The organism is Paenibacillus sp. NPDC057967 (assembly GCF_042887015.1).
Classification (GTDB): domain Bacteria; phylum Bacillota; class Bacilli; order Paenibacillales; family Paenibacillaceae; genus Pristimantibacillus.
In genome coordinates this window covers 364,730-389,294 of the sequence record NZ_JBHVQB010000002.1, presented here as the reverse complement: position 1 = coordinate 389,294, position 24,565 = coordinate 364,730, and the positions used below count along the sequence as shown (strand labels likewise).

The window sequence follows — 24,565 nt, the reverse complement described above, 5'->3', positions numbered from 1 at the left end:
ACTACAGACCTGCTATGAATCGTGAAACCCGCGCGAAGAGACGCTTGATCCTGCTGGCGGTGTCGCTGCCGCTGCTGCTGACCTGCGCCGTTGCCGGTCTGGTCATCGGTCCGGTGCCGATTCCGCTTGAAGACGTATGGAAAGTGCTTATTGTCGGCGATGCATCCACCTATCGCGTCATCCTGCTCGACATTCGTCTGCCTCGTCTCTTGGTCGGGATGCTGACCGGCGCTTGTCTGGCGGCATCAGGCGCCATTCTGCAAAGCGTGATGCGCAATCCGCTTGCCGATCCCGGCATTATTGGCGTCTCTGCCGGCGGTGGCTTCGCGGCCGTTCTCGTCATGGTCGCACTGCCGCAGCTGAGCTACCTGTTGCCCGCCGCGGCGTTCACCGGCGCCTTAATCGCCAGTCTCGTCGTCTATCTAATGGCCTGGGATAAAGGCGCCTCGCCTGTCAAAATCGTCCTGGCCGGCATAGCCGTCAACGCCTTGATGGGCGCCCTGATGAATGGAGTCATGGTCATGTACAGCGATCGGGTCCAGTCCGTATTGCCTTGGCTGGCTGGCGGACTGAACGGACGCGGCTGGTATCATCTATCGTTCATGCTGCCCTATGCCGCCGTCGGCCTCTTGCTGACGATACCCGCCATTCGTTCGGCGAATCTGCTTCAGCTTGGCGACGACTCTGCGCAATTGCTTGGCCAGAGAGTCGAGCGGCAGCGCATGCTCTTGGTCGCTCTGGCAGCCTTGCTTGCCGGAGCAGCTGTCAGCGCCGCCGGTCTGATCGCCTTTGTCGGATTAGTCATACCGCATGCGCTTCGCTTGTTCATTGGCGATGACTATCGCTATTTATTGCCGTTATCCATCATCTACGGAGCAGTGCTAGTAGCTGTATCCGATACGCTTGCGCGAACGTTGTTCGACCCTGCGGAACTGCCAGTAGGCATTCTGCTTGCCTGCATTGGCGCGCCGTTCTTTCTATATCTGCTGCGAAGGAGGAACAACTGGCGATGAATTCAGCTATCCAAACCGAATGGCTTGCCTATGATAACGGCCACTTCAGCCTTGCGGAGCTGGATGTCCATATCCCGCATGGCCGCATTACCGCAATTGTCGGACCTAACGGCTCGGGCAAATCCACATTGCTGCGCTTAATGGCGGGACTGCTGAAGCCGGACGGCGGCGATATTATTATCGATGGCCGAGCCGCAGCCGCTTATTCCCGAACGGATTATGCCAAAAAGCTCGCGATGCTGCCCCAGTCCAAAGATATGACACCCGACCTGACCGTAAAAGAGCTGGTCGCCTACGGGAGGTCGCCGCATCAGCGGGCCTTCCGACACCGTTTGACATCGGATGATAACGCCATTATCGATTGGGCGCTAGGCTGTATGCGGATTCGCAGCTACGAGCATCGTCCCTTCCACTCGCTCTCTGGCGGCGAGCAGCAGAAGGCGCGAATCGCCATGGCGCTCGCGCAGAAAACCGGCATCTTATTGCTGGACGAACCCACTACTTATTTGGACATTGCCCATCAGCTCGAGCTCTTGACCATGCTCGCCAAGCTGAACCGGGATCACGGCATCACGATTGTAATGGTACTCCATGACCTGCAGCAATCAGCCGCCTTCTGCCATCATCTCATTGCGATGCGGGAAGGCGAGCAGTTCGCTTCCGGCGACCCGAAGGAATTGCTGACGCCAAAATTTATGCGGGATGTATTTCATATTCATGCAAAAGTAAGCTTTGCGGATCAATACCCGATTATTGTACCGATCATTCAAGAGGAGGATGAGAAAATGATTATTGTGACGAATACGTCCCAGATTACAAAAGGCGATGGAGAGAAGCTAATTGAGCGATTCGATCGGATCGGCAAAGTGGAAGGCATGGAGGGCTTCCTCGGTCTAGAGGTGCTGTTTACCCAAAACCTGAAGGAATACGACGAGGTATCCATTGTGACCCGCTGGAATTCGAAGGAAGACTTCCAGAATTGGACCCGCAGCGAGGCGTTCCGCGAATCGCATTCGGGCCGTAAGACGCCCGACTATATTATTTCCAACAAAATCACGTTCCAAGAGGTCAAAATCAGACGCAACCCGCTTCCACCTTCGGAGACAGCAGAGCCGATTGCTCAGTAAGCTGCTGCTGTTGAATCTGTCATACAAATCAAAGGGGACTCCGCCAGAATCGGAATCCCCTTCTATTCATCCAGCACCATGCAGCGCTTCTAGACCTTCTTCCTCTGTAGCCTTGAAGAAGAAGTTTTGGCCGTGATTGCACTCATAGATAAAGTCTTTCAGACTTTTGCTGTTGTATCCGCTAAAGTCGCCGACAATCGCCAACTTGGTGCGGTAGTTCGTGCATTTTTGCAATATTTCACCCGCCAGCCTTGTCTTCAGCTCGAAAAAGTCCTCATGGATCAATTCCTTCCGGATCAACACCTTGGCGCAATCCAAATAATGAGCGTTCATAATTGCATCCAGCGCATCCTGCACACTCTCGATGACGACACCGTCTCCCGACAAAATCGCGACCTTCGAATCACCTTTCACATCTATCGTTAAGTTCATGCTCTATTTCGCTCCTTCCTTGGCTTCAAGGTCTTTTTTCATATAATAATGCGTGTAGCCTCCGGCGTTGTCAATTTGGCCATATACCTCGAACCCTAGCTTCTTGTAAAAATCGAGCGCCTGAAAGCTCAGCGTATCCAGCTTTATAAAATCGCATTGTCCCATGCGCGCCAGCCGCTCCGCCTCCTGCATAAGCTTCCGCCCGCAGCCATGTCTGCGTGCATACTCCTCGATATAAAGAATGTGGATCTCCAGCCAGTTCCAGCAAATCTCGCCGATAAGCCCGCCGCATGTCCGTCCATCCCCGTCAATCAGAATCAAATTCACCTCCCGGTATCTTTTGCTTAATTCCGCCGGGAAATAGTCCTTGTTAAATGCAATAAGACCATTCCGGACCAATGCTTTGGACTCTGCCGAGTTTTGTTCATTGATGGTAAATTCCATTCTCCTGTGCTCCTTGTCTGGTGGATGTACCGCTGTACGTTTACCGCTATGCGACCGCGACCGCTTATCAATTCTATCGAACGACTCTATTATCGAATGAAAGCTTATTAGATCGATTGTAATGGATTTCAAGCTGCAACCCTACCGAAAAAATAGTTTAAACAAAATATTCCTCTCGCTTCAGCAAATAAAGCAGCAGCGCCTTCTGGGCATGCATCCGATTTTCCGCTTGCTCATAAATAATGGAGTGTTCCGATTCCACCAGCGCAGCTTCGATCTCGAAGCCTGGATGCACCGGCATATCATGCATAATGTAAGGAGTTGAACCTTGCAAATTTTGCTTGTTCAGCTGGAATGGCATCAACCGGCTAATCCGCTCGTTTTTCTCCTCTTGGTAATGCTCGTCGTGATAAAACTCCATATCGATCCATGTGTCGGTGTATACATATTGCGAACGGGCTACTGCATCCTGCAGATTGTCCAGCTGCTCGACATAACCGCTCGCTAGCGCCGATTGCATTAGCGCTTCGTCCCATGATGGCTTGTTCACTATTGGGGTCACCAGAAGGAGCTTGATCCCAAGCGTTACGCAGCCTGCCACCAAGGAATTTGCCACATTGTTATGAATACCGACATACGTTAAGGTAATCCCTTCGAATGTGCCAGACTTTTCATAAATGGTCATCAGATCCGCCAATGCCTGGCATGGATGGTACTTATCGCAGCAGCCGTTAATAACGGGAACGTTGGAATAACGGGCAAGCTCCAGCAGATCGGCATGGCTCTTAAGCCTCGCCACAATCGCATCACAGTTTCGCGACACATACCTAGCCTCGTACTGAATGGGCGACAAGCTGAAATTGCTGGCATCCCAGTCCATCGTGACCGCATACCCGCCCATTTGATGCATGCCCGATTGAAAAGAAAGACTGGTCCGCGTCGAGGTTTTTTGAAACAGCATCAGCAGACCTTTACGATGCAGCGCATAGTCCGTCTTCTCGGGGTTGTTCTTCAACTCAATCGCTTTCTGAATCAGCTGTATTAACGTGTCGCGATCGAATTCTTGCAATGAAACAACGTGGTCGGGATACGTGTTGGGTCGCTTGTTGGACCGTTGGATAGAATGATGCAGCGATATGCTGCTCGAAGCTGGATGAATGTCATGACTTCCACTTTGTCTTGACTGTCTTGACATAATGAATACACTCCTTTGATGTTATTCAACTTGCGAGGTTATTAACTAACTCATAACGGGCTCATACTAATCTGCCACTGCTCAACTGCTGCCTGCTGCGGATAACTGGTGCTGTTCTGTTGACTAGCTGCTTCATTACTTCTTCAACTTTCGTCCTCTTGCTAAATGAACGATCCTGCTGCTCCCGGGAACTTGTTCTACTTTTGTGAATAAATATACATTAACATTAATATTTATACATATTAAAACCAAAAGGATAAACTTGTCAATCCTTTCGACTAATTCCTATTAGCTGTGGCGATTGGCACGGTTGCAAGCCGAGTTTTTCGGTTTGCAGCTTTCACAGCTGCGATATCCACACGGCTGCAACCGAGGCAGCCCTCCCCACTGCTGCCGGGCAAACAAAAAAGCCCACGCAACAACGGGGGCCTCATACTTGCTCACTGTATTAGCTTAAAGATATCGCAGCATCAATCGCTCAACCCATGCGTAGCATGCATTCAGTTCTTCGTCGCTAACGAGATCGGATCGATGCTCAAACATGATCCGTACCTGCGGGTTGCTGCCGAGCGCGATATCCAGATAATCCTCGATCGGCGCCCAGCCATCGCCGGGATGCTGGGTGGGCAACACAGGATATCTGCTTTTGATTACGGCATTTCCAGGGTCCAGCTGCAGGTTCGATAAGTGAATCAAATCCGCATAGCTGGCATACTTCCGCAAAACCGCTCTCGCATCAAAATGACGGTCAATCCGCTCCTGCAAATACAACCTCGCTGTATCTATACACAATCTGATCTTTGGATACTGCTCCAGTAATTCGACCAGAAACTCATCCTCATACACATATCGGTTCAATCCGTCGAACTCCAGTATAGGCGTAAACCCGTACGCCGCCGCTTTATCTGTCAACCATGCGAATAGCAACCTGCTTCGAGCCTTGAGCTCGTCCAACGAATACCTGCTCTCATACACATATTCCTTCTCATCCGCAAATCGCCATTCGGTCCAATCGACCCGGTCATCCAATATGACCGGCTTCGGATAATGAAAGAGCACATACGCTGGGCGAAGCTCCTGTACCCGCAAATATTCCAGCTCCTGCCCGATAGCCTCATACGCTTCTCTGCGAATTTCTTCATTCTCGGAGAGAAACAACGCATCTCGGACAGCCGATCCCCCAGGCCTCAGCGGGAAATGTACACCCACGGAAAAACGAGACGCTGCCGCTTCTCTTCGCAGCAGCTCTACATCCTCCGCTCGTTCGAACAAGCAAGCCTCTATGCCGAAGAAGCCGGTGCGGAAGTCTCGCTCGTACTTTTTGAAATCGAAGGAACCGTATTGGCCAATTAAAAACCGATTTCTTGCAGCAGCCCTCATTGCACACCTCTCCCCTTCAAGATGACCAGCCAAGCTGTACTTCCCTCCCCCTTAGATCAACACCGCTTCCTTCTTGGTGCTGGAATACAGCTCTTTCATAACCGAATCGATAGGCAGCGCTTCAATAGACATATCCCGAATGCCATAGCTTTCGTTGAACTGTCGAATGAATTGCTTTAGCGGCAAGACACTGGTATCAATCTCCAGCTCCGCTTCCGTCTCATTCACTCGCTTGAGCAAAGCAACACCCGGAATCGTGTAGTCGGGGAGCGGCACCTCCGTCGTCACCTTTGCCGCTTTTTTCTCACCAAGCCGCCCCCTCAGTTCATGCAGCGTATTGTCGAATGCGATCTGCCCGTGATTGATGACGACCACCCGCTCCGCAAGCGACTCCACATCGTCCAGGTCATGCGTCGTCAGAATAAAGGTAACGCCCTCGCGGTTCATGTCCCGAATGAAGTCACGAATCGTATCCTTCGCGAACACATCAAGGCCGATCGTCGGCTCATCCAGGAACACAAGCTCCGGACCATGCAGCATCGCCATCATAAACTCGCATTTCATCCGCTCACCCAGCGACAGCTGCCGGGTCGGCTTGCGCATAATCTCGCCCACGTCCAGCAAGGTCGTGAGCTGGTCCAATCTTCTTTTGTAATCCTTCTCCGGCACGCCGTATATCGCTTTATTCATGTAGAATGCATCCGCAGGAGGAATGTCCCATAGCAGCTGCGATTTCTGTCCGAATACCGCGCCGATCCGGCGCACATATTCGTTCCGCTGCTTCCACGGCGTAAGACCCAGTGCGTTCACTTCACCCGATGTCGGATGAAGCACGCCGGAGAGCATCTTCAGCGTCGTCGACTTGCCCGCTCCGTTCGGCCCTAGAAAAGCCACCATCTCACCTTGCTTGACACTGAATGATATTTCCTTCACCGCATGGACTTCCTTCATAGGACGGCTGAACAAATTTTTGACCGTCTCGCGCAGCGTATGTCCCCGTTCATGCGTCATATAGGTTTTCGTTAACTGCTTTACTTCGATCATGCGATATCCTCTCCCCTTATCCGCCTGCGCTTGTATAGCTTTTCAGCATGTAATTCCAATAGACGATGCCTAATACCAAAAACATCACTGCTGCTCCCGCCGACCATGCCATCTCCCAGCCTGCGCGGCCAAGCAAAGCGGAAGCCGGCATAAAGGCGATCAGGCCGACCGGAATGACGAAGGTTAAAATATTTTGGAATGACTTGGCATAAATAGTGCCGGGATACAATCCGAAGTTTGTCACGGAATCAAAAATATCGTAAACTCGGCTGCTCCCTACCCAACGGAATAGCAAGCCTGACATAAAGAGAGAAAAAGCGCACAAAACAGCAAGTGAAGCCAGGAACAACCCCGCGAATTGCAGCCATCCAGCCAGAGCAGGCGCAGCTATACCCGACAGAGCGAAGCCGAACAAGACGCCGCCGCTAAGCAGCCTGCCGAAATCCTCCGGGTCCAGCCCGTTCAGCATCGTCATGAACAGCGTGGAGCGCGGCTTGAGCAGCAGCAGGTCAAAGGTGCCCTGGCGGACCAAACGCAGCGTTGTACCAACCATGCCGAAGAAAAGCGGGAATGCGATTCCTTTGGCCATACCGAATATGCCTTGAATCAGGAGCGCTTCATGCAGCGTCCAGCCCGGGAACGATACGCCGGAGCGATAGACGAGAAGCGTAATAAGCGGCACCATCAGGTCGCCCGCAATCATCAGGAAGAGACTAAGAAAGAAATGGCTGCGATAAGCCGTCTGCACGGCAATCTTCGTACGCATAACCGCGCCGATACACGACAGGATACCGCTCATACGCCCACCCCCGTAAACCTTCTCATCGCCTGCCGGCAAAGCAGCAGCATGATGCCGAACATAATCGCCGTCACTACGGCTTGCAAAGCTACAATGGCTGGAATCGTCATGGAATAACCCGCCAGCTCATATTCGCCAATAAATACCCGGGATGGGACGTACGTAATGAATTGAAAAGGTAGGAAAAAAAGCAGCTTCTGCGTCCACTCGGGGAAAAACGTCAGCGGAATGAACACGCCGGCGCTAATATCCTTGATCAGCATAATGACACGCCGAACGCCTTCCGCTCGAACGATCCAGAAGGCCGTCAAGCCAACACAGTAATTGACGATGAAATTCATGAGGAAGCTTAGCACGATCGACACGATCGCCCATAGCCAGTTGGCCGGCACCAGCTTGATGCCGAATACGAATAAGAAGAGAAAAAAAATAGGCACAAACTCAATCAGAAATCCAAGCGACCGGTGCCCCAGCTTCTGCGCAAGCGCATATACCCAGTGCGGCATCGGTCGCAAAGCGAAGGTGACGTATTGCCCCGAGCGCACCAGCATTTGCAAATTCCAGTCGGCGGAGTCATAAATGAAATAATTAACGACTGTTACCACGCCAAAATAGGCCAGAATCTGCTCCAGCGTAAAGCCGTTGATCTGACCTGTGCCGCCGTCATAGACAGCGTTCCATATAAAGTATTGCGTCAAAAAATAAACCGGTCCTACAAAAATCGATACTGCCATGTGCGATCGGTATACAAGCCATTCTTTGTATGTTGCAAGACCGATCGCCTGCATGGAACCGACTGCTCTGCCTAACCCCACGCCTATCCACCCCATGATCCTTTTTCGACATATTCTAAGGGAATCGACCACCCTCGTCTATAAGGACCATCATATTCCATTGAAAAGTGATAAAAATCATGGGGAAGTATATAGAACTAGGCGTTCATACCTATGTCATTGGGACAAATAAGAGCGCTGCTCTTCATACACAGCTTTGCTGCGGGACTTCAGCAGCCGTCCTGCCCAAGCGAAGATGACATGACCAAGCATAATTCCAGCGAATACGTCCATCACCACATGCTGCTTTACAAATACCGTCGACAAGATAATAGACCAGGTTATGATGCCAATCCCAATCTTCGTACCGCGCCCGATTTCCTTCGACTGGGTAGCGGCTCTGAACAGCAGATAGCTGGACAAGCAATGAATGCTTGGGAAGCAGTTGAACGGCGCATCATTCGTATACACAAATTGCACAAGCCAGCTCAGCAAGTCGTTGCCATCCAGCTCCGCTCTCGGCACCGTCGTCTGAAATATGGTATAGATGGCATAGCATATTAAGACACTAATGACATAGGCGAGCAGCGTCCGGTAATAGGTCGGACGATCTTTGAAGAAGAAAAAGATAAACGTAAGATACAGAAAAGGCATCCATATGGCGTAAGGAATGATGAAGATCTTCATAAACGGAATCAGATCATCCAAATCCGTATAGAGCATCCACACCTGGACCGGCTCCTGGTTAATTAAAGTGTAGATCAAACCTAAAGTCGGAATAGCAAGCAGCATCCATAGCGGATGGGCAAGCACCCTCTTCATTCCTTCCTTCGTTAGCATGGATTTCCCCCCGGTATTCTATGTTGTAAATCGATAGGTCCAAAAATGCTCCGTCCCAAAACGGGCTTCAATCTCTTGCTGAGACAGCTCATTCTTGCCAAGCAGCTCAGCCGCCTGGAACTGGGAACGGTGCGCTTGAATCGAAGCAAGCTTCTGCTTCAAGAAAGCTCTCACATCGTAATGAACATCCGGACGTCCGATGGCTTCCTCATGATTCCGCGAGAACGCCAGGCAATGGACCGTCGGCCGCTTCTCAGCCGGCATCTGGCCAATGACCCGAATAACCGCCGCGCCGCATGCGTCGTGATCCGGATGCACGCTGTAGCCGGGATAGAACGTCACCACAAGCGATGGAGACAGCTCTTCGATCAACTCGCCGATCCGCGCTTCCAGCAACTCCTGATCCTCGAATTCAATCGTTTTGTCATGAAAGCCAAGCAATCTGAGATCCTGTATGCCAATCGCCTGGCAAGAGGATTCAAGCTCAGCCTTTCGAATCGCAGGCAGCGTTACCCGCGTCGCAAACGGCGGGACGCCCATATTGCGGCCCATCTCACCAAGTGTCAGGCAAGCGTACGTAACGCGCGCCCCGTTATGAATATGCATCGCCAGCGTGCCGGACAAACCGAACGCTTCGTCATCCGGATGCGGCAATACAACTAAAATTTGTTGTTCCATTGTATGATTCATCTCCTCTCGCTTAAAAGGGCTCCGGGCTTAATTGCAGAGCTACGATCAGCTTCCCTTGGCTGTCGTGGCCAGCCATAATAAGCCGTTCGTTCTCTGCGTCCTCGTAATGCGTCAGCCCTTCCGAGTATACCCAGCCATGTGCCATCTTAAGACCAACCCGATAAGGCCCGTTGCCCGAGATTGACCCATGGTTGTAGCGAATCCTCGCGTTAGTCAGGAACGAGGCGGCAGGATGCTTCGAGCTGTCGATGTGGGCGGCATAGGCCCCCGTTGTCTGCTCGATATGAACATACAAGTCTTGATCTTTAAGCTTGTCTATAAGCTGCTGAACTCTCAATGGTTGGATAAGCTGCATCGAACTCTTCCTCTCGTTCTTAATCATGCCTGTAAAAGACTCCAATTTAAACTGGACATTGGTCCAGACCGAGCCTGGACTGGCGGCCCCTGTCTAGCCTAGACCGATAATCGGTATGAGCTCGCTTAAGTGATGAATTTCGTACTTCGGCTTGACCGCCGTCATATTCGGCTTCCTGAGCGGATTGTACCAGCACGTATCAATGCCCGCATTAATGCCGCCCTGCATATCCGAGGTTAGCGAATCGCCGACAATAAGCGCATTCCGGCTGCCCGTCAGATTCAGCTTGGCAAAAGCAAAGTCGAAGATGGCCGGATTCGGCTTCTGAATGCCGGCATCCTCCGATACAATAATATGCTCAAAGGCGTCCGCCAGCTCCGAACGGCCAATCCGGCTTAGCTGAACCTCTCTGATCCCGTTCGTAATGATCGCAAGCCGGTGTCCGCCTGCCAGAAGCTCCCGGCATATCTCCACGGCACCATCCATCAAAAACGAGCCTTCTCCCAAATATCGAAGATACGCTTGGCTGAATTCCTCAGCTGTCCAAGGAATCGTCAAGCCGTTATCGGCAATGAGTCTTGCGAATCGCTCGCTGCGCAGCAAGGCCAAATCAATGGCGCCCTGCTCATATTCCCGCCAAAGCTGCTGATTAATCGTCCTGTAGCTGCCCGTAAGCTGCTCGGATACCTCCAGCTTTGCCTCCCTGAACGATTCGGCCAGCGCGTGAGCCTCCGATTGCGCGTAATCATACAGCGTATCGTCGGCATCAAAGAAAATGACATCATAAGACATGATAAAATCCTCCTGCAATCTGTAAGCCGAATAAGCGATAAGATTTCCGGGCGCAAATGAACGTCCGCAAGGAACGGATCAGCAAGCTGGAACCGCACGAACGGTATCCTGCCGCAGCATCAGCTCTCCCGTTACTCCGCTTGCTTGCTGGCTATAATAAAAAATCGGTGTTCCTTGCTCGTGAAGTGTCCGTCCTTCTCGACCTTCTCCTGAAGCAAGCATAACTCATTATAACATTTTTCGACGGAAAACCCGGCAAACTCCCACTCCGCAATTTTCGCCAAATAAACAAAGGCCCCTACATCATAAAACCGCTGCTCCGGGAAAAACTCCGCGCTCTCATGGATGGTGAATCCCGCCGCTGCAAGCTCTCTCGAACTGTTCTCCAGATTGAACTGCGGATCTACGATCATCGCGCCTTCACCAAGCAAAAAACGGGACAGCTCACGGTTGTTCTGCCCGCCGACCTGCTGCGTAATAAACAAGCCGCCCGGCTTCAATACCCGGTAAACCTCTTCCGAATTGTACACCTCATGGCGGTTCATCACGAGATCGAACATTTCGTCTTCGAACGGCAGCGGATCATCGTCGGCATACACTTGCCTAATATCGATACCGTATGGAGGCAGCTTCTGCTGGCATAACGCCACATTCGGCGGATACGCCTCCGTCGCATAGGTCCGGCCTGGGGGAGGAGACAGCGACAAGAGGAACTCGCCTCCGCCGGTTCCCATGTCCAGCATAACCCTCTCATCGGTCATGCTGGCTTGCACAGCTTCTTTATAATTCCAGGGAAGCTCCTGTTCCCACACGCGATCCGCCATGTACGAGAAGTCCCATCCTTGAAAAACGTGCCGTTCTTCCGATAGCCAATATTGTTTTCTTTCCTCAGGCGTCATCGTCATCTCCCCTTACAGCATTATTTTCAAGACAATGTCTCTCTCTACGTCAGCAATTTGCCAAAGCGCCATTCAAGGTTGCTTGTTATTTGGCAGACGGAACCGGCCTCTCCAGCGCATATAAATCTTCCTCAATAGAAGCCATTCGCTCCTCAATAACACGTCTGGCGTCAACCATCGCTTGATTATAAATATAAGGAGCCAGCTCCTTCAGCATAAAATCAAGCATGTTCTCTCCGGCCAGCTGACCCATCTCCACCGACAGCTCATCATAAGCGTATTGCTGAAGATTGGAGACGAGCTGCAGCTTCTGTTCCCTCGGCAATTTCAAAGGCACCATCATAAAATCCCCTTTCTATTCATCCTTTTCTTCCTTCGATCATATCACAGGAGCCGCGGGTCCACGATATCCCGTTTGAACGAGCGCATGATTAGCCAGAAGACTGCGCCAGAATCGTTGCAGCCGCCTCTTGCACGGCGAGAAGAGATTCCTTCGACTCCCGCATATCCTTCAGTCGCACTTCCCCCTTCGCCGCTTCATCGCCCCCTACCAGAACCACGTAGCGTATGTCCTTGTCCGAGGCTGCGGCCAGTGATTTCTTCAGCTTGCGGCTGCCCGTCTCCAGGGCGGTTCGGATACCAGCACGCCGCAGCTCCTCCGCCGCTTTCAATGCTCCGGTCTTGCCCTCCTCGCCGATCGGCACAACTATCGCTTGCACTGACGGCAGTACAAGCGGCCGCTCCCTGAGCACCTCCAGGATGGACTCCATTCCGAAAGAGAGACCTACCGTAGGATACGACACATCCTCCCTGCCGATCATCTTCCCTATAATGGCGTCATAACGTCCCCCTGCGCCCAGACTTGAGGTGAATACGCCGCTCGCATCAAATATTTCGTACACCGTACCGGTATAGAAGGACAGTCCGCGAGACAGGAACGGGTCGAAGATACAAGTCTGCTCCAGACCAAGCTCGCTTATCAGTTTCTCCAGCGCCGCAGCTTCTCGCGCACCTGGCGAATCCGAAATCCCGTACCGGGATGCAATAGCTTCCAAAGAAAGCTTCTCTCCCGAAGCGAACGCCAGCATCGCTTGCTTGACGCCATCGCTGATTCCCTTTTGCGCCAGCTCTTGCTCCACGCCTTCCAGCCCGATTTTGGCGAGCTTATCGAGCGTCAGTATGACAGAGGACAGTTCGTCCTCCGGCACCCCCATAGCTGCAAGCGCGTCCCCAAGAAAACGCCGGTTATTCCACCGCAGCACAATGGGAATGTCTAAGCGTCCAAACGCATCGACCGCGAGCTGCATCAGCTCGGCCTCGGCTTCCGGTCCGGCAATGCCGACCATATCGACATCGCATTGCAAAAACTCCCTGAGGCGTCCTTTTTTGACGGGACCGTCGCGGAATACTTTTCCGATCTCATAACGTTTGTACGGCATCTCCAGACCCGGGTTGAGCGCAATGGTTTTGGCGAACGGGATGGTCAAATCGTAGCGCAGGCCCAGACTGCGGTTGCCCTGATCGGTCAGCCTGTACATTTCCTTCAAAATTTCGTCCCCGCCCGCATATTTGGATGCAAGCAGATCCAGCTCATTGAGCACCGCTGTCTCCATTCCCTTGAAGGTGTACAGCTCGAATAGTTCCGTGAGCACATCCTGCACTTTTTTTCTAAGCGCCTGATCCGGTCCGAAAAAATCATAGGTTCCTTTGACATTTTGCATAACTGTCAGCTCCTTTTTTGAATTGAGGTGTGAACATAAAAAAACGCGCAGGACCTCTTGGTCCTGCGCGCTTCATATCTCGCAGGGAGGCCAACGCGAAATGCGTTAGCCCGCCCTGATTCAATCAGGTGTGCTAACGCTGCTTGTGATGATGAAGTTGATTCAGCTTGGATATACGCATAGCTATAAACCCCTTCATAACATAAAGTAATGCCGATTATAGCGGATTGAATAAGATCATGCAAGCGGCAGCCTGCCCATTAAGATAGATGGTATTCGACCGTCTCTATAGCTACTTCACTCTTCAGCGAATTACTGATGGCGCATGCCTGCTCGACGATGGCAATCAGCTTGTCCTTGTAATTCGGCTCGATGGTAGATGGCAGCTTCACCCGTACCGTAAAGCTGGTAAAGGCGTTGAGCTCCCTGTCCGTCTTCCTCGCCGTCACTTCTACGCTGAGCGGAAACCGCCCGAATTCAACCCCATCCGTCTCCAGCTTCTGCTGAAGCGAGATCGAGACACAAAGACCAAGCGCCGATTCCAGCAGCTCCTGGGGCGACAGCCCGCTTTGGTTATGTCCGTTGCTGCCGATTAACTGCAAGCCCGCTTCGTTATAGATTTCATTTTGTCCGTTCATCAGTTGGATTCTGGTAGTCATGATAATCTCCTTTCATTACACCGAGCGGCAAGCCATAGAGATTTGGCGATATCAATAGAACGCTCCTTACGAACCTTTAGTTCAACTTTTATAAAACAAATTTCTATGTTTTCCGTTATTTTTCGATGAATGACGAGGTTTTTTGACAAAATAAATTCAGAGTAACCGCATAGTATTAATGTAATGGCAAAATAGTAATGCACTTTAATAAGCGTGTCAACCTATAGCTTTTAATAGTAATGGCCTTATAGCCCCGTGGAGAGAGGCGCATTACGTCAATTTTTTATACTTTTCATGAATGTAAGTGCTTTATTTCACGCTCACACCCTCTTCATAGGGAATAAATTGTAATAAATATTTTTCGAAAAGTTGCATACTACTCCTAACGCAAGGGATAAATGAGCTCAATTGTCCCCTCCATGCGAAGTTGCTCATGCATCATATCGTTATGATCCGCTCCGACGATGCACAGAATCCGTTCCCCCACATGCTGCTTCACCGCGTTCTTCACACGCTGCACCATGTTCAAATGCCTGCATACCCATCTGAACAAATGAGCTTGCGGATTTATTTAATAATTTAATGATTATCAAATTAGATATTAAATGAATTCATAAGAGTGAAGTCTTTTTTTGTCAATCATCTTGACCTCAAATTCGATTGCGGACATAATAGGTGATATAAAAATAACGTCGTATGCGACTGGCGAAAAGAGTGGAATAAACCACGAGGAAGCATACGAACGGAATGGATCCGTTCGCCTGGGAGAAGTATCTGCAGTCGGCTCGTCATGAGCTGATGCGGATGCTTTTTTTCGTTTTATTCGAAAATTACCCGCTGAGGAGGATGCAAGGATGGCATTGTTGATGAAGGCAAAAGAAGCTGCTGATCGAGTTTACATGGAGATTATGACTGAAGTGAGTGAGCTTGGCATGCAAGGTATTCAGCCCTATCTGGCGACAATTATTGTCGAAGGAGACCCCGCTTCCGCCTATTATGCAGAAGCAAAGCGCAGGATCGCCGAACGGCTTGGCGTATCCTTCCACCTACATGCATTCAAAGCCGACGTAGAAGAAGCCGAAATTATCGCGCTCATCCGTCGGTTGAACGAAGACGCATCCATTCATGGCATTATGGTGGAGCTTCCTCTGCCGCAGCATATCTCGGCGAGGAGAGTGGAACGGGAAATTCGGCCGAGCAAAGATATCGACGGCGTAACGCCGCAAAACAAACTGGCAACCCTGACGGGAGAAGACGGCCTATATCCCGCTACTCCCCAGGCCTGCATCCATCTGCTGAAGCACTATGGATTTTCATTGGAAGGCAAAAACGTAACGTTGGTCGGAAGAGGCCAGACCGTCGGCCTTCCTCTATTCCACCTGCTTCAGCGGGAGCAGGCTACTGTCACCGTCTGTCATTCTCGCACGCCAGACATCGCTTCGCATCTCAGCCATGCAGATATTGCTTTTCTAGCCGTTGGCAGGCCGAATAGAATGACCTCCGCTATGGTTCATGACAGACTGATCGTTGTGGACGCTGGCATCAACGAAACAGAGGACGGCCGTATTGCTGGAGATGGTGCCGCTGACCTGGATGCTTATGTCGCTGCCGTCTCCCCGGTGCCAGGCGGGGTAGGCACGCTGACGACAGCAGTCCTGTTCCAAAATTTGATGAAAGCCATTCGCATCCAACAAGGCGAGGAGGAGCAAATATGAGCAATGTATCATGGGATGATTCCATCCGCCGCTTCCTGCACCAGGCAGGGAGCCCTGATCCTACTCCCGGCGGCGGCAGTGTTGCCGCGTTAGTCGCGGCGCTCGGCGCTTCCATGACGGCAATGGCCGGCAGCTTGTCCCAAGGGGAGAAGTTCGCAGCCTATGAGGCGCAGATTCAAGAGACATTGTCGGAGATGCGACGCCTATCCGCTGCATCAGAAGAGCTGCTTCATGCGGACATCGAGTCGTTCAACGGCTACATGGCGGCATTAAAGCTGCCAAAAGCAACAGAGGACGAGAAGGCTTCGCGCAAGCTTGCCCTGGAGTCCGCCACCCTGCATGCCATTGAGGTTCCGCTTCGACTTATGAGATTATGCCGGGATGGCATAACCAGCACTGCCGCTATTGCCGACTCTGCCAACAAGCATGTCATCTCTGACCTTGGCATCGGCGTTATCTTGTTCGAAGCGGCAGCTCGCTCCGCCCTGCTCACCGTGGAGATAAATCTCCGTTCTATGCCGGAGTCGGCTATGAAGAGCCGTTATGCCGAGCAGGCTGCTGCGCTTATGGACGAGATGGAGTTGCGATGCAAGGCTGTTCTGCATACAGCCCGTCAGAGAATGTAACGAATCGTAACGGCATGTCGAAATGCGCAAGAGACTCCAAACCACGGCAACGTGATTTGGAGTCTCTTTTTCCCTTTATGATCGATCAAGTACACCCGCTCGTTTATATCAAATATTCCAGGAACGCCGTCGCGATGCCAAAGTAGATCAGCAACGATAAAATATCGTTAAGCGTTGTAATGAGCGGACCTGACGCTACAGCAGGGTCGACCTTCAGCTTATACAGCAACAGCGGAATCACTGTACCTGCCAGCGTGCCTATAATGAGCGTCATGACAAGCGAGCCGCCCACGACAAGGCCCAGAATGGGGCTGCCCTGCCAGATGTACGCTATGATGGAGATCAGCACGCCGCAGATGCCGCCGATCATCAGCCCGACCATCAGCTCTCGCCACACCAGTCTTCGAACGACGCCACTGGTCACTTCCTTCGTCGTCAAGCCACGCACGACAACCGCCAGTGACTGTGTTCCCGTATTCCCAGTCATTCCTGCTATCATCGGCATGAAGAAAGCCAGCGCCACAACCTTATCCAGCGTCTCTTCGAACCGGCTAATAATCGTCCCTGATATGATGCCGATCAGCAAGAGCAGAATCAGCCAAGGCAGCCTTCGGTATGCCGCCACATGGGCCTTCGTATCGAAGTCAATCGACTTGCCCGATGCGGACATCTTCGCAATATCCTCGGATGCCTCCCGAATGACGACGTCGATAATATCGTCGACGGTGACGATACCGACAAGCACACCGTCCTCTTCCACGACGGGAATAGCAAGAAAGTTGTATCTCTCGATCCGTCGGGCTACTTCCTCCTGGTCCATATCGACCGGAACGGCAATGACCCGCTCATACATAATATCTGTAATCTGATCGCCGATCTCCGCCAGGATCAAATCGCGGTACGATACGACGCCGATCAGCTTCTTCTTCTCATCCACGACGTAGAGATAGTTGATCGACTCCGCAATCTCGGCAAAATCTTTCAGCTTATCGACTGTATCACGAACATTATAATGGCTTGGTATCCAGACGTACCGGTTCGTCATGATCCGGCCCGCCGTCTCCGGCGCATACGCCATCAAGTGCTGCACCGCGAGGACTTCTTCCTTCTTCATGTAGTCCAGGAACGATTTCTTCCGTTCCTCGGACAAGCCTCCGAGCAGGACAGCAAGGTCATCATTGTCCATCCGGTCCATCAGCTCCGCCGTCCGCTCCACGCCAAGCAGTGCGAACACCTCAACCTGCTGCATCTGCTCCATCTCGCCGACCATCGCAGTCAACTGCTCCATGGTCATATAGATAACAAATCCGGCGCGGAACTTATCCGGCAGACGGCCATAGACGGCAGCCATATCATACGGCTGCAGCTCCTCCGCAACGGCCTGGACTTTCGCCCGATCTCCTTCTTTGATCGCATTCTGGACAAGCAGGTCCAACTCTGTATCGCTAAGATTCATAATCATGGGTCAAGCCACCTCCAATCCTGCTTACAATCCAAACACGCTTCTTTACCCTTATACCCTATTTGCCCAAAAATATTGCAGTGAAGCAGACCTTTATCCCCAAAGGCCAAGAATAATAATCCCTGCTGTAATGAGAGCCGAGGTAATGATGCGCCGTGGTCCTTGCTGCTCTCTTAATATAAATATGCCCAGCAGCGTTCCGAATACCGTCCCGATCTCTCGCATGGGAGCAAGCTGTGCCACCGGCGCCAACGATACAGCAAATAGGAACAACAGATATCCGCCTGGTGCAAGCACGCCTCCAAGCAAGATGGTCTTCCAATTGACGCGCAGCTCCTGCCCGATCGTACGGGAACGAAGCGCAGCCCAAGTCAGCACCAGCACATTGCCTACGTTGGTAGCCTGAAGTACGATGACAGCGGGAAAGTAGTCCAGCGCCAGCTTATCCACCACAATATAACCCGCAATGCAAAACCCGACAGCCAAGGCGAGCAGCGGAGCTTTCGCCGATGTTCCCTGTACCCGCTTCAGCTTGATTTCACTTAAGAATAAGATGCCGGCCACAATTGTGGCCACTCCCACCCATCCTATCGGACTAAGCGACTCCCCCAGAAATACGACCGCCATTAGCGGCACCAGCAGCGGGCTCGTTCCCCGCATAATAGGATAAACTTGCGACAAGTCCCCTACCGTATAGGTAGCGGCGAGCAAAGTGATATACATCCCATGCAAGGCTACGGAAGCCAGCATCAGTAGCAAAGCTGCGCCCGTGAAATGGGAGGCATCCCACTCGATAATCGTCCAAGGTATCAGCACAATGGTTGCAATGATTTGGCAAAGCCAAAGAAACACAATCTTATTCATGCTTTTTTTCGTATACAGGTTCCAGATGGAATGAACAAATCCAGATCCAAGCACTAAAGCAAATGCTAATCCTGCCATTCTATCACTACCTTCTCGCTAGATGCGACACAAACCATATGAGTCTATCTCCAAGCTTCCCGTCATGCGGTAACCGCTTAGGCTCATAGACACATTGATATCGAAATGAACACCGATAGATGCTTCACCTAGTTTGATTTCATAATCAACCACATAAGGAATTTCCAAGCAGCGATTACTCCCTCCTGGTCATCCCTGTAAAGAGCTTAAGCTCAAGCTCGTTTTGACGCCGCCATATCCAAACGAGCCGGTTCGACCTCATCCTCTTACAAATTCTACATAAAAAACGATCTAAAGTCCCACTTATTGTGCAAAAAACATACTAATCGGCCCAAATACAAGGATTGGTTATTTTTGTAGAATGTAGTAGTAAATAGAGAGCGCTTACGACGACCTTCGCTAAACCTCGCAACTCGCTTCACCATTCCGCATGCTGACCGCAACTGCTGTCGAATATTTGATTAAGGGGGAATTTATGTGAATAGCAAAAAACAGAATATGACAAAACTGTGGTCGTCCTCGTACCAACTGCTCGTGACGCTGATGAGAGTCCTGTTTGGATTCGGATGGCTGATGGCGGGACTGACCAAGATTACGGGGAAAGCCGGGGAAGCGTCCTGGTACCAGTATCCGGGGCAGTTCTTGACCGACTACTTCAACGCTGCTCTATTAAAGCCCAATGTTCCAGAGTTCTACAAAACCTTCATCGAACAATTCTGTCTGAATGAAGTACTGCCCTTCAACTACATCATACCTGCTGTTCAAGTCATTCTCGGCGTCTTTCTCATCCTTGGCATCTGGATTCTGCCATCCATCCTCATCTGCATGTTCATGCATATCAATTTCATTTTGTCCGGCAATATGAACATCATTAGCTTGACGCTTTATACAAGCGCTTTCGGAATTATGATGAACTTGGAGAAGGCTCATAGGCTAAGCCTGCATCGACTTCTGAAAAGCAAAAGAAGCGGCAAGCCAACGACCGCCCCCGCCTTGTCTGAAATGTCCGAAGAAGCGCTGCAGCCTGCCAGCGTCAGCCTTCCTTAATCGCAGAAGTCCAGCCCCAGAAAAATCCGTCGCGATCCCATGCCGCTTTGCCGCCATGCAGCTTCTTAAATGATTTCTTGACCTCTTTGTCGATCGACGCATGACCGTTCTCATTCACATAAATAAAGGACTCTCCATAATGCGCTCGAATATGCTCCACTGCCGCAGTCTGATAGAGCACGCCCGCATTTTTCATCTCGCTGAACATCCATCTTGCAATTTCATCCGGTGTTGCGCTCATATCCGTCACCCCGATTGCTATCATTTTCTTGTCATCCGCTTAATGGGACCTATTGCCTTTCATTGTACCATAGAAAAGGCCAAGTCCAGAGCTAACGGACTTGGCCCTTCTATGAAATAAACCGGATGACGATCATCAGCGGCTCTGCTTCCCGTCTTCAGGCTCGATCAATCCGTATTTGATCTTGACTCTGTCTATCTTCTCGATCATCGGACGAGCGATCAGATAGAGGAAGACAATGGTAGACAAGGCATGGATCATATCGAACCAGAAGCCGGAGACGTACGTCGCAAGCAGGGCTTCCCACGAGAATTCCGCCGTGAACATAAACAAGCTGCCTAGATTAATGATGCCGCCATAGATGAAGAAGGTCGCTAATCCGCCGAATAAACACAGCGACAGCCTCGTCTTGGACAGCTTTCCCTTCTGGAACAATAAGCCGGCAATAAATCCGATAATGCCGAAGCAGAACATTTGCCAGGGCGTCCACGGTCCCTGCCCGAAGAAAAAGTTCGACACAAAGCCCGCCAACGCTCCGACCAAGAAACCAGCTTCCGCCCCCAGACATACCCCTGCGATGATAACAATCGCAACCACGGGCTTGAACTGCGGCAGCATATAAAAGGCGGACCGTCCCGCTACCGCCAGCGCAGCCAGCACGGCGATCAGAATCAGTTCCCTTGCCCGCGGCCCTCTCTGCTCGAAAACCATCGCAAAAGGCAGCATCGTATAGACGATAATCAGCATGCTGATGAAATAATATTTGCGGTCATCGAAGTAGAAGACGCCCGCCAGTATGGTCAGCGGGATAACGATCAGGATGAGAAAGGCGGCGAGCAGTCTCCGCTTGCTCCCCTTGTTCAATAACTGGATTGGCATAGCCTTATAACATCCTCCGTTGTAATAGCTCCCGGGCATAAGTGCCGTACCATACGATTGGCGGACGTCGTGTAGAAGCTGTTGCCCGCAAAGAAAGCGCGCGTCCGGTTCGTTGTAACAACACCGCCGTCGAAGAAGAGGGCGCAGGCATCGGCATACCGGGCGCAAAACTCGATATCATGCGAAACCATCACAATCGTCACGTTTTGCCAGGTCAGATTGGACAGGATACGCGCCAGCTTATCTTTAAAGAAAGCGTCAAGGCCTTTGGTCGGCTCATCCAGCAGGATGATCCGGGGCTCCATCAGCAAAATTTTGGCCAGCCCAGCCCTCTGCTGCTCCCCGCCGCTCAGATCGTATGGATGCATAAGCCTGACATCCTGCAGCTCGGTCAAGACGATGATCTCCTCTATCCTGGACTGCTGTTCTTCCTTGGTTAGTCCCGAATCCGACAGCATCTCCATCAGGTCCAGCTCCACCGTCTTCTTCAGGAACAAATGCTGGGGATTCTGCGGCAATATGCCCAAGTTCCGATGGAAGCGTTCCTTAAGTCCCTGCTTCTGAATGTCCTGTCCGTTCACAAGCACCTTGCCTCGATACGGGATCTGGGTTCCGCCGATTAGGGACAAAGCCGTCGTCTTCCCCGTCCCGTTGCCCCCTACAATGCAATACCATTCGCCTTCCCTGACGGAAAGCGACAAATCTTTGATTGTGTCGGGAGCCAGCCTCTCATACCGGAACCATACATCCTTCAGTTCAACGACAACCCGGCCCGCACTAGTCTCAACAGCAGACTGATCCGGCCATTCTCCCAACGTCTTGTCCTTCAGCCATTGCCCGATCCAGCTTCTTCCTTCATTAATCGTAAGCGGATATACCGTATCCGGCTGAGGCTGAAGGCTAGCCGCAATCTGCATGGCGGCAGGCATCGCCGTGAACATCGGATGGTTCAGCTCGGCAAGCGCAGCTCCCGCTTGCGCCGGCGGGGCATCCGCAATGATCCGTCCCTGGTCCATCACGATAAGCCGCTCCGTCAGCGGCAGCACCTCCTCCAGCCGATGCTCGGACAAGAGGATCGTCGTCCCGAGATCCCGATTGATTCTGCGCAGCGTCTCCAGAAACTCCTGGGCAGCGATGGGATCGAGCTGCGATGTCGGCTCGTCCAGAATAAGGACGGACGGCTGCATCGCCATGACGCCCGCCAGATTCAGCAGCTGCTTCTGGCCGCCGGACAGCTCGGCTACGCGTTTATGGAACCAGGCTTGAATGCCGAAGAAGCTGGCCATCTCCGCAACGCGAAGCCGAATCGTCCGTTGATCATAGCCAAGGCTCTCCAGCCCGAATGCAAGCTCATGCCACACTTTATCCGTTACAAGCTGATTGTCCGGGTTCTGTTGAACAAAGCCGATCTCCAACGCTTGCCGCCGTTGTCCGACGGAAGATAACGGCTCCCCCTGGAAATAAATCATGCCATCCCGTTTGCCGTGAGGCGTGAGAATCGTCTTAAATTGCCGCAGCAGCGTGCTCTTGCCGGAGCCAGATTGACCGCATAGCGTGATAAACTCGCCGCTTCTAATCGTCAAATCCAGTCCGTCAAGCGCCTTCCGCTCTTGCTGCGGGTAGCTGAAGCTTACATTTTCGACTCGATACGCTTCCATTTCCAAGCCTCCTGCAAGTTGATAATAACCGGAAGCATGCACAGAAGCGCGTAAGCGGTATAGACCGCCACGCTCCATACCGTAACCGGGGCCAGCTTTATCGATGGAAAAAACTGCATGCTGACTGTTCCAAGCATGAGCCCGGCGCCCATAATGGCGGCCAGTAACGCCATTATGGAAAGCAAGATGCCGTCCCTGCCGTCAAAGCGGAAGATCGAGAAGCTCGTTCTGCCCGGCAAGCCGTAGCCACGCGATTTCATCGAATCGGCTGTCTCCATCCCGTTCTCCAGCGCCCAGGTCGTCATCATCGACAAGATGTTGATGCCGTTCCTCGCCCTGCTCCACAGGCTCCCTTGCGTCATGTCCCGGCCGATGCAGCGCTGCGCATGGGATATCGCTTTGATCTGCTCGATATACCTCGGCACAAACCGCAGCACCATCGATAATATCAGCGAAAGCGCAGGAATGACTCTGCCGAACAAATAAATGAATTTGTCCGATGTCATGACCGCATTGTAGCAAGAAAACCATAGAATCACAGTAATGAACATGACGGCCGCCGCCACGCCGTACAGAATCGACTCCAGCGTGACGGGATTGCCGCTTTTCAGATAAAACAAGATCGTCACGCCCTGATGATTAAAGGCCGGATTCATCGCCGCCATAATAAGCAGCATCGGGAGCAAGTAGACGAAGCTGAACTTCAGCGCCTTGACCCCCTTCACAAGCACCGAATAGCTGAACGCCCCGATTAGCGCAATAGCTTGGGCAATGGGGTGCATGACTAGCATGCTGCATGCGATCATACCCGCAAAGTAACTGAAGGTTAGGGCAGGATGCAGACCGGCAAAGCTGTCTCTCATTCCTCTCCTCCCGAAGCGACAAAGCCTCCCCCGATATCACGGCCCAAATCACAGGTATAGACCCAGTCGACGACATCGCCGTCCTTCAGCACATAACGGCTTGCTCCGTAATTGGGAAACCACTCGTTAACCTTGTACATCCACCCGCTAAGCTCACCGCAATCGAACTCATAAATATTGTTGATGCCCTCCACGTAATTGCTGTTATAGATCGGCGTCATGACGAACTCCATATGAATTTTGTTGCGCTTCATCTCTCTGAGGAGTACGTCGAATACCGATTCGCCTTCATAGAACGTCACCTTCTGAGACGGATAGATGACGCCATCGTCAGGCAATACCTCCAGCTTCTTCTCATTGAACAGCTTCATGTTGTTCAGAATCGTCTTGGCCGTAACGGATAAGGTAATCGACATCTCCTTATCCTTGTTAATCGTGACATCCTGCCACTCCACCGGCTTCGGCTTGCCAGACGGTACCGGATCAGTCAGATAGCGGTCCTTGCCTTCATTAGCAGGCTTCGGTGAAGTGGTCGGCTTCGGCTTCGCGGATGGCTTGGGCTTCGCGCTCGGCAGAAGCGATGGTGTGGACGTCGCTTCGGGCTTAGGTGTACGCTCCGGGCTGCCTGATGCCGGCTGCTCCGACGAAGCAGCGGAAGAAGGAGCGTCCGATTGGAGCTCCTCCTCCTTCCGCCCTCCGCTGTCTGTCTCCTCACCAGGAGCTTCAGCAGCATCATCCGGTTGTAGCGATGGATCCTCATCCAACACGCCTGCCCCGTCTGGATCTCCGGGAGCGGTCGCTTCCGCAGAAGCAGAAGGGGTGCCAGCGGGCTCATCTTCATTGATGACATCCGCAGCCTGTTCAGGCGTCAGCGGCACAACCTCATGCCTCGGCCCCAGGAAAAAGGCGATAACGAGCGCCAGTACTATACAGATCCCGAATAAAAGCTTTTTATTGCTCATCCACTTT

Annotated in this window: 28 protein-coding genes and 1 riboswitch; of the genes, 5 read left to right on the top strand and 23 right to left on the bottom strand. The window is 51.9% G+C overall.

Features of this window, described 5'->3' with window-relative positions:
• The first annotated feature begins 14 nt into the window (after positions 1-14).
• Together ACFVSO_RS06210 and isdG are read left to right on the top strand one after the other, a co-directional pair.
• Positions 15-1,013: a FecCD family ABC transporter permease gene (locus ACFVSO_RS06210; protein WP_387471195.1), complete on the top strand. Its 999-nt coding sequence runs from the start codon at positions 15-17 to the stop codon at positions 1,011-1,013.
• Positions 1,010-2,140, top strand: a complete 1,131-nt coding sequence (isdG, locus tag ACFVSO_RS06205; protein WP_387471193.1) for a heme oxygenase — start codon at positions 1,010-1,012, stop codon at positions 2,138-2,140. Before ACFVSO_RS06210 ends, isdG begins: the two co-directional genes overlap by 4 nt.
• 66 nt (positions 2,141-2,206) lie before the next feature.
• On the opposite strand, the gene ACFVSO_RS06200 is transcribed toward isdG, so the two are convergent.
• From ACFVSO_RS06200 to ACFVSO_RS06125, 16 genes are all read right to left on the bottom strand, one after another.
• Positions 2,207-2,572 (bottom strand): DUF4180 domain-containing protein, encoded by a 366-nt coding sequence (locus ACFVSO_RS06200; RefSeq protein ID WP_387471191.1) that lies wholly within the window; start codon positions 2,570-2,572, stop codon positions 2,207-2,209.
• A gap of 3 nt (positions 2,573-2,575) precedes the next feature.
• Positions 2,576-3,016: a GNAT family N-acetyltransferase gene (locus ACFVSO_RS06195; protein WP_387471189.1), complete on the bottom strand. Its 441-nt coding sequence runs from the start codon at positions 3,014-3,016 to the stop codon at positions 2,576-2,578.
• 157 nt (positions 3,017-3,173) lie between these two features.
• Entirely contained in the window at positions 3,174-4,211 is a 1,038-nt protein-coding gene (locus ACFVSO_RS06190; protein WP_387471187.1) for an ornithine carbamoyltransferase, read from the bottom strand.
• A gap of 453 nt (positions 4,212-4,664) precedes the next feature.
• Positions 4,665-5,591 (bottom strand): sugar phosphate isomerase/epimerase, encoded by a 927-nt coding sequence (locus tag ACFVSO_RS06185; protein WP_387471185.1) that lies wholly within the window; start codon positions 5,589-5,591, stop codon positions 4,665-4,667.
• 51 nt (positions 5,592-5,642) lie between these two features.
• Complete coding sequence (locus tag ACFVSO_RS06180) at positions 5,643-6,635, bottom strand: ABC transporter ATP-binding protein (protein ID WP_387471183.1); 993 nt, start codon at positions 6,633-6,635, stop codon at positions 5,643-5,645.
• 16 nt (positions 6,636-6,651) lie between these two features.
• On the bottom strand, positions 6,652-7,434 hold the full coding sequence (locus ACFVSO_RS06175; RefSeq protein ID WP_387471181.1) for an ABC transporter permease: 783 nt from the start codon (positions 7,432-7,434) through the stop codon (positions 6,652-6,654).
• Positions 7,431-8,249, bottom strand: a complete 819-nt coding sequence (locus ACFVSO_RS06170) for an ABC transporter permease (RefSeq protein ID WP_387471179.1) — start codon at positions 8,247-8,249, stop codon at positions 7,431-7,433. Before ACFVSO_RS06170 ends, ACFVSO_RS06175 begins: the two co-directional genes overlap by 4 nt.
• Positions 8,250-8,384: 135 nt before the next feature.
• Positions 8,385-9,047 carry a phosphatase PAP2 family protein gene (locus ACFVSO_RS06165; RefSeq protein WP_387471177.1) on the bottom strand — a complete coding sequence of 221 codons (663 nt, stop codon included), beginning with the start codon at positions 9,045-9,047 and terminating at the stop codon, positions 8,385-8,387.
• Between the two features lie 18 nt (positions 9,048-9,065).
• Complete coding sequence (bshB2, locus tag ACFVSO_RS06160; RefSeq protein WP_387471175.1) at positions 9,066-9,725, bottom strand: bacillithiol biosynthesis deacetylase BshB2; 660 nt, start codon at positions 9,723-9,725, stop codon at positions 9,066-9,068.
• 22 nt (positions 9,726-9,747) lie between these two features.
• Positions 9,748-10,092 (bottom strand): YojF family protein, encoded by a 345-nt coding sequence (locus ACFVSO_RS06155; RefSeq protein WP_387471173.1) that lies wholly within the window; start codon positions 10,090-10,092, stop codon positions 9,748-9,750.
• A gap of 93 nt (positions 10,093-10,185) precedes the next feature.
• The gene (locus ACFVSO_RS06150; RefSeq protein WP_387471171.1) at positions 10,186-10,884 is read right to left on the bottom strand and encodes a YjjG family noncanonical pyrimidine nucleotidase; all 699 of its coding nucleotides are present in this window, start codon (positions 10,882-10,884) and stop codon (positions 10,186-10,188) included.
• A gap of 131 nt (positions 10,885-11,015) precedes the next feature.
• The gene (locus tag ACFVSO_RS06145) at positions 11,016-11,783 is read right to left on the bottom strand and encodes a class I SAM-dependent methyltransferase (RefSeq protein WP_387471169.1); all 768 of its coding nucleotides are present in this window, start codon (positions 11,781-11,783) and stop codon (positions 11,016-11,018) included.
• Between the two features lie 85 nt (positions 11,784-11,868).
• Positions 11,869-12,126: a DUF2164 domain-containing protein gene (locus ACFVSO_RS06140; protein WP_387471167.1), complete on the bottom strand. Its 258-nt coding sequence runs from the start codon at positions 12,124-12,126 to the stop codon at positions 11,869-11,871.
• Positions 12,127-12,214: 88 nt separating this feature from the next.
• Entirely contained in the window at positions 12,215-13,504 is a 1,290-nt protein-coding gene (locus ACFVSO_RS06135) for a histidine--tRNA ligase (RefSeq protein ID WP_387471165.1), read from the bottom strand.
• A gap of 260 nt (positions 13,505-13,764) precedes the next feature.
• Positions 13,765-14,163 carry an OsmC family protein gene (locus tag ACFVSO_RS06130; RefSeq protein ID WP_387471163.1) on the bottom strand — a complete coding sequence of 133 codons (399 nt, stop codon included), beginning with the start codon at positions 14,161-14,163 and terminating at the stop codon, positions 13,765-13,767.
• Between the two features lie 382 nt (positions 14,164-14,545).
• Entirely contained in the window at positions 14,546-14,686 is a 141-nt protein-coding gene (locus ACFVSO_RS06125) for a hypothetical protein (RefSeq protein ID WP_387471161.1), read from the bottom strand.
• A gap of 165 nt (positions 14,687-14,851) precedes the next feature.
• Positions 14,852-14,937, top strand: a riboswitch (ZMP/ZTP riboswitch).
• Between the two features lie 80 nt (positions 14,938-15,017).
• On the opposite strand from ACFVSO_RS06125, the gene ACFVSO_RS06120 reads away from it, so the two are divergent.
• Complete coding sequence (locus tag ACFVSO_RS06120) at positions 15,018-15,878, top strand: bifunctional 5,10-methylenetetrahydrofolate dehydrogenase/5,10-methenyltetrahydrofolate cyclohydrolase (RefSeq protein WP_387471159.1); 861 nt, start codon at positions 15,018-15,020, stop codon at positions 15,876-15,878.
• Positions 15,875-16,504: a cyclodeaminase/cyclohydrolase family protein gene (locus ACFVSO_RS06115; protein ID WP_387471157.1), complete on the top strand. Its 630-nt coding sequence runs from the start codon at positions 15,875-15,877 to the stop codon at positions 16,502-16,504. The genes ACFVSO_RS06120 and ACFVSO_RS06115 overlap by 4 nt, the downstream gene beginning before the upstream one ends.
• Before the next feature lie 103 nt (positions 16,505-16,607).
• Here the strand turns inward: ACFVSO_RS06115 and mgtE are convergent, their stop codons facing one another.
• Together mgtE and ACFVSO_RS06105 are read right to left on the bottom strand one after the other, a co-directional pair.
• The gene (gene mgtE / locus ACFVSO_RS06110; protein ID WP_387471155.1) at positions 16,608-17,966 is read right to left on the bottom strand and encodes a magnesium transporter; all 1,359 of its coding nucleotides are present in this window, start codon (positions 17,964-17,966) and stop codon (positions 16,608-16,610) included.
• A gap of 93 nt (positions 17,967-18,059) precedes the next feature.
• Positions 18,060-18,908 (bottom strand): DMT family transporter, encoded by an 849-nt coding sequence (locus ACFVSO_RS06105; protein ID WP_387471153.1) that lies wholly within the window; start codon positions 18,906-18,908, stop codon positions 18,060-18,062.
• Positions 18,909-19,385: 477 nt separating this feature from the next.
• Here ACFVSO_RS06105 and ACFVSO_RS06100 point away from each other — a divergent pair, with 477 nt between their 5' ends.
• Positions 19,386-19,955 (top strand): hypothetical protein, encoded by a 570-nt coding sequence (locus tag ACFVSO_RS06100; protein ID WP_387471151.1) that lies wholly within the window; start codon positions 19,386-19,388, stop codon positions 19,953-19,955.
• On the opposite strand, the gene ACFVSO_RS06095 is transcribed toward ACFVSO_RS06100, so the two are convergent.
• The 5 genes from ACFVSO_RS06095 to ACFVSO_RS06075 all read right to left on the bottom strand — a co-directional run bounded on the left by ACFVSO_RS06095 (position 19,942) and on the right by ACFVSO_RS06075 (position 24,558).
• Complete coding sequence (locus ACFVSO_RS06095) at positions 19,942-20,196, bottom strand: DUF6953 family protein (RefSeq protein ID WP_387471663.1); 255 nt, start codon at positions 20,194-20,196, stop codon at positions 19,942-19,944. The two genes, ACFVSO_RS06100 and ACFVSO_RS06095, sit on opposite strands and share 14 nt — an antisense overlap.
• 135 nt (positions 20,197-20,331) lie before the next feature.
• Positions 20,332-21,075, bottom strand: a complete 744-nt coding sequence (locus tag ACFVSO_RS06090) for an ECF transporter S component (protein WP_387471149.1) — start codon at positions 21,073-21,075, stop codon at positions 20,332-20,334.
• Positions 21,057-22,733 (bottom strand): ABC transporter ATP-binding protein, encoded by a 1,677-nt coding sequence (locus tag ACFVSO_RS06085; RefSeq protein WP_387471147.1) that lies wholly within the window; start codon positions 22,731-22,733, stop codon positions 21,057-21,059. The genes ACFVSO_RS06090 and ACFVSO_RS06085 overlap by 19 nt, the downstream gene beginning before the upstream one ends.
• Positions 22,706-23,596, bottom strand: a complete 891-nt coding sequence (locus ACFVSO_RS06080) for an energy-coupling factor transporter transmembrane component T (protein ID WP_387471145.1) — start codon at positions 23,594-23,596, stop codon at positions 22,706-22,708. Before ACFVSO_RS06080 ends, ACFVSO_RS06085 begins: the two co-directional genes overlap by 28 nt.
• Positions 23,593-24,558, bottom strand: a complete 966-nt coding sequence (locus ACFVSO_RS06075) for a DUF4430 domain-containing protein (protein ID WP_387471143.1) — start codon at positions 24,556-24,558, stop codon at positions 23,593-23,595. The genes ACFVSO_RS06080 and ACFVSO_RS06075 overlap by 4 nt, the downstream gene beginning before the upstream one ends.
• Positions 24,559-24,565 lie beyond the last annotated feature (7 nt).

Excerpts from the sequence above, each read along its gene's own strand:
- ACFVSO_RS06130 (WP_387471163.1), bottom strand. The coding sequence starts at position 14,163 with ATGACTACCAGAATCCAACTGATGAACGGACAAAATGAAATCTATAAC.
- ACFVSO_RS06075 (WP_387471143.1), bottom strand. The coding sequence starts at position 24,558 with ATGAGCAATAAAAAGCTTTTATTCGGGATCTGTATAGTACTGGCGCTC.
- ACFVSO_RS06175 (WP_387471181.1), bottom strand. The coding sequence starts at position 7,434 with ATGAGCGGTATCCTGTCGTGTATCGGCGCGGTTATGCGTACGAAGATT.
- ACFVSO_RS06120 (WP_387471159.1), top strand. The coding sequence starts at position 15,018 with ATGGCATTGTTGATGAAGGCAAAAGAAGCTGCTGATCGAGTTTACATG.
- ACFVSO_RS06185 (WP_387471185.1), bottom strand. The coding sequence starts at position 5,591 with ATGAGGGCTGCTGCAAGAAATCGGTTTTTAATTGGCCAATACGGTTCC.
- ACFVSO_RS06145 (WP_387471169.1), bottom strand. The coding sequence starts at position 11,783 with ATGACGCCTGAGGAAAGAAAACAATATTGGCTATCGGAAGAACGGCAC.
- ACFVSO_RS06125 (WP_387471161.1), bottom strand. The coding sequence starts at position 14,686 with ATGGTGCAGCGTGTGAAGAACGCGGTGAAGCAGCATGTGGGGGAACGG.
- ACFVSO_RS06095 (WP_387471663.1), bottom strand. The coding sequence starts at position 20,196 with ATGAGCGCAACACCGGATGAAATTGCAAGATGGATGTTCAGCGAGATG.
- ACFVSO_RS06190 (WP_387471187.1), bottom strand. The coding sequence starts at position 4,211 with ATGTCAAGACAGTCAAGACAAAGTGGAAGTCATGACATTCATCCAGCT.
- ACFVSO_RS06085 (WP_387471147.1), bottom strand. The coding sequence starts at position 22,733 with ATGGAAGCGTATCGAGTCGAAAATGTAAGCTTCAGCTACCCGCAGCAA.
- ACFVSO_RS06080 (WP_387471145.1), bottom strand. The coding sequence starts at position 23,596 with ATGAGAGACAGCTTTGCCGGTCTGCATCCTGCCCTAACCTTCAGTTAC.
- ACFVSO_RS06090 (WP_387471149.1), bottom strand. The coding sequence starts at position 21,075 with ATGCCAATCCAGTTATTGAACAAGGGGAGCAAGCGGAGACTGCTCGCC.
- ACFVSO_RS06180 (WP_387471183.1), bottom strand. The coding sequence starts at position 6,635 with ATGATCGAAGTAAAGCAGTTAACGAAAACCTATATGACGCATGAACGG.
- ACFVSO_RS06165 (WP_387471177.1), bottom strand. The coding sequence starts at position 9,047 with ATGCTAACGAAGGAAGGAATGAAGAGGGTGCTTGCCCATCCGCTATGG.
- ACFVSO_RS06195 (WP_387471189.1), bottom strand. The coding sequence starts at position 3,016 with ATGGAATTTACCATCAATGAACAAAACTCGGCAGAGTCCAAAGCATTG.
- ACFVSO_RS06200 (WP_387471191.1), bottom strand. The coding sequence starts at position 2,572 with ATGAACTTAACGATAGATGTGAAAGGTGATTCGAAGGTCGCGATTTTG.
- ACFVSO_RS06105 (WP_387471153.1), bottom strand. The coding sequence starts at position 18,908 with ATGGCAGGATTAGCATTTGCTTTAGTGCTTGGATCTGGATTTGTTCAT.
- ACFVSO_RS06135 (WP_387471165.1), bottom strand. The coding sequence starts at position 13,504 with ATGCAAAATGTCAAAGGAACCTATGATTTTTTCGGACCGGATCAGGCG.
- ACFVSO_RS06155 (WP_387471173.1), bottom strand. The coding sequence starts at position 10,092 with ATGCAGCTTATCCAACCATTGAGAGTTCAGCAGCTTATAGACAAGCTT.
- bshB2 (WP_387471175.1), bottom strand. The coding sequence starts at position 9,725 with ATGGAACAACAAATTTTAGTTGTATTGCCGCATCCGGATGACGAAGCG.
- ACFVSO_RS06210 (WP_387471195.1), top strand. The coding sequence starts at position 15 with ATGAATCGTGAAACCCGCGCGAAGAGACGCTTGATCCTGCTGGCGGTG.
- isdG (WP_387471193.1), top strand. The coding sequence starts at position 1,010 with ATGAATTCAGCTATCCAAACCGAATGGCTTGCCTATGATAACGGCCAC.
- ACFVSO_RS06140 (WP_387471167.1), bottom strand. The coding sequence starts at position 12,126 with ATGATGGTGCCTTTGAAATTGCCGAGGGAACAGAAGCTGCAGCTCGTC.
- mgtE (WP_387471155.1), bottom strand. The coding sequence starts at position 17,966 with ATGATTATGAATCTTAGCGATACAGAGTTGGACCTGCTTGTCCAGAAT.
- ACFVSO_RS06150 (WP_387471171.1), bottom strand. The coding sequence starts at position 10,884 with ATGTCTTATGATGTCATTTTCTTTGATGCCGACGATACGCTGTATGAT.
- ACFVSO_RS06115 (WP_387471157.1), top strand. The coding sequence starts at position 15,875 with ATGAGCAATGTATCATGGGATGATTCCATCCGCCGCTTCCTGCACCAG.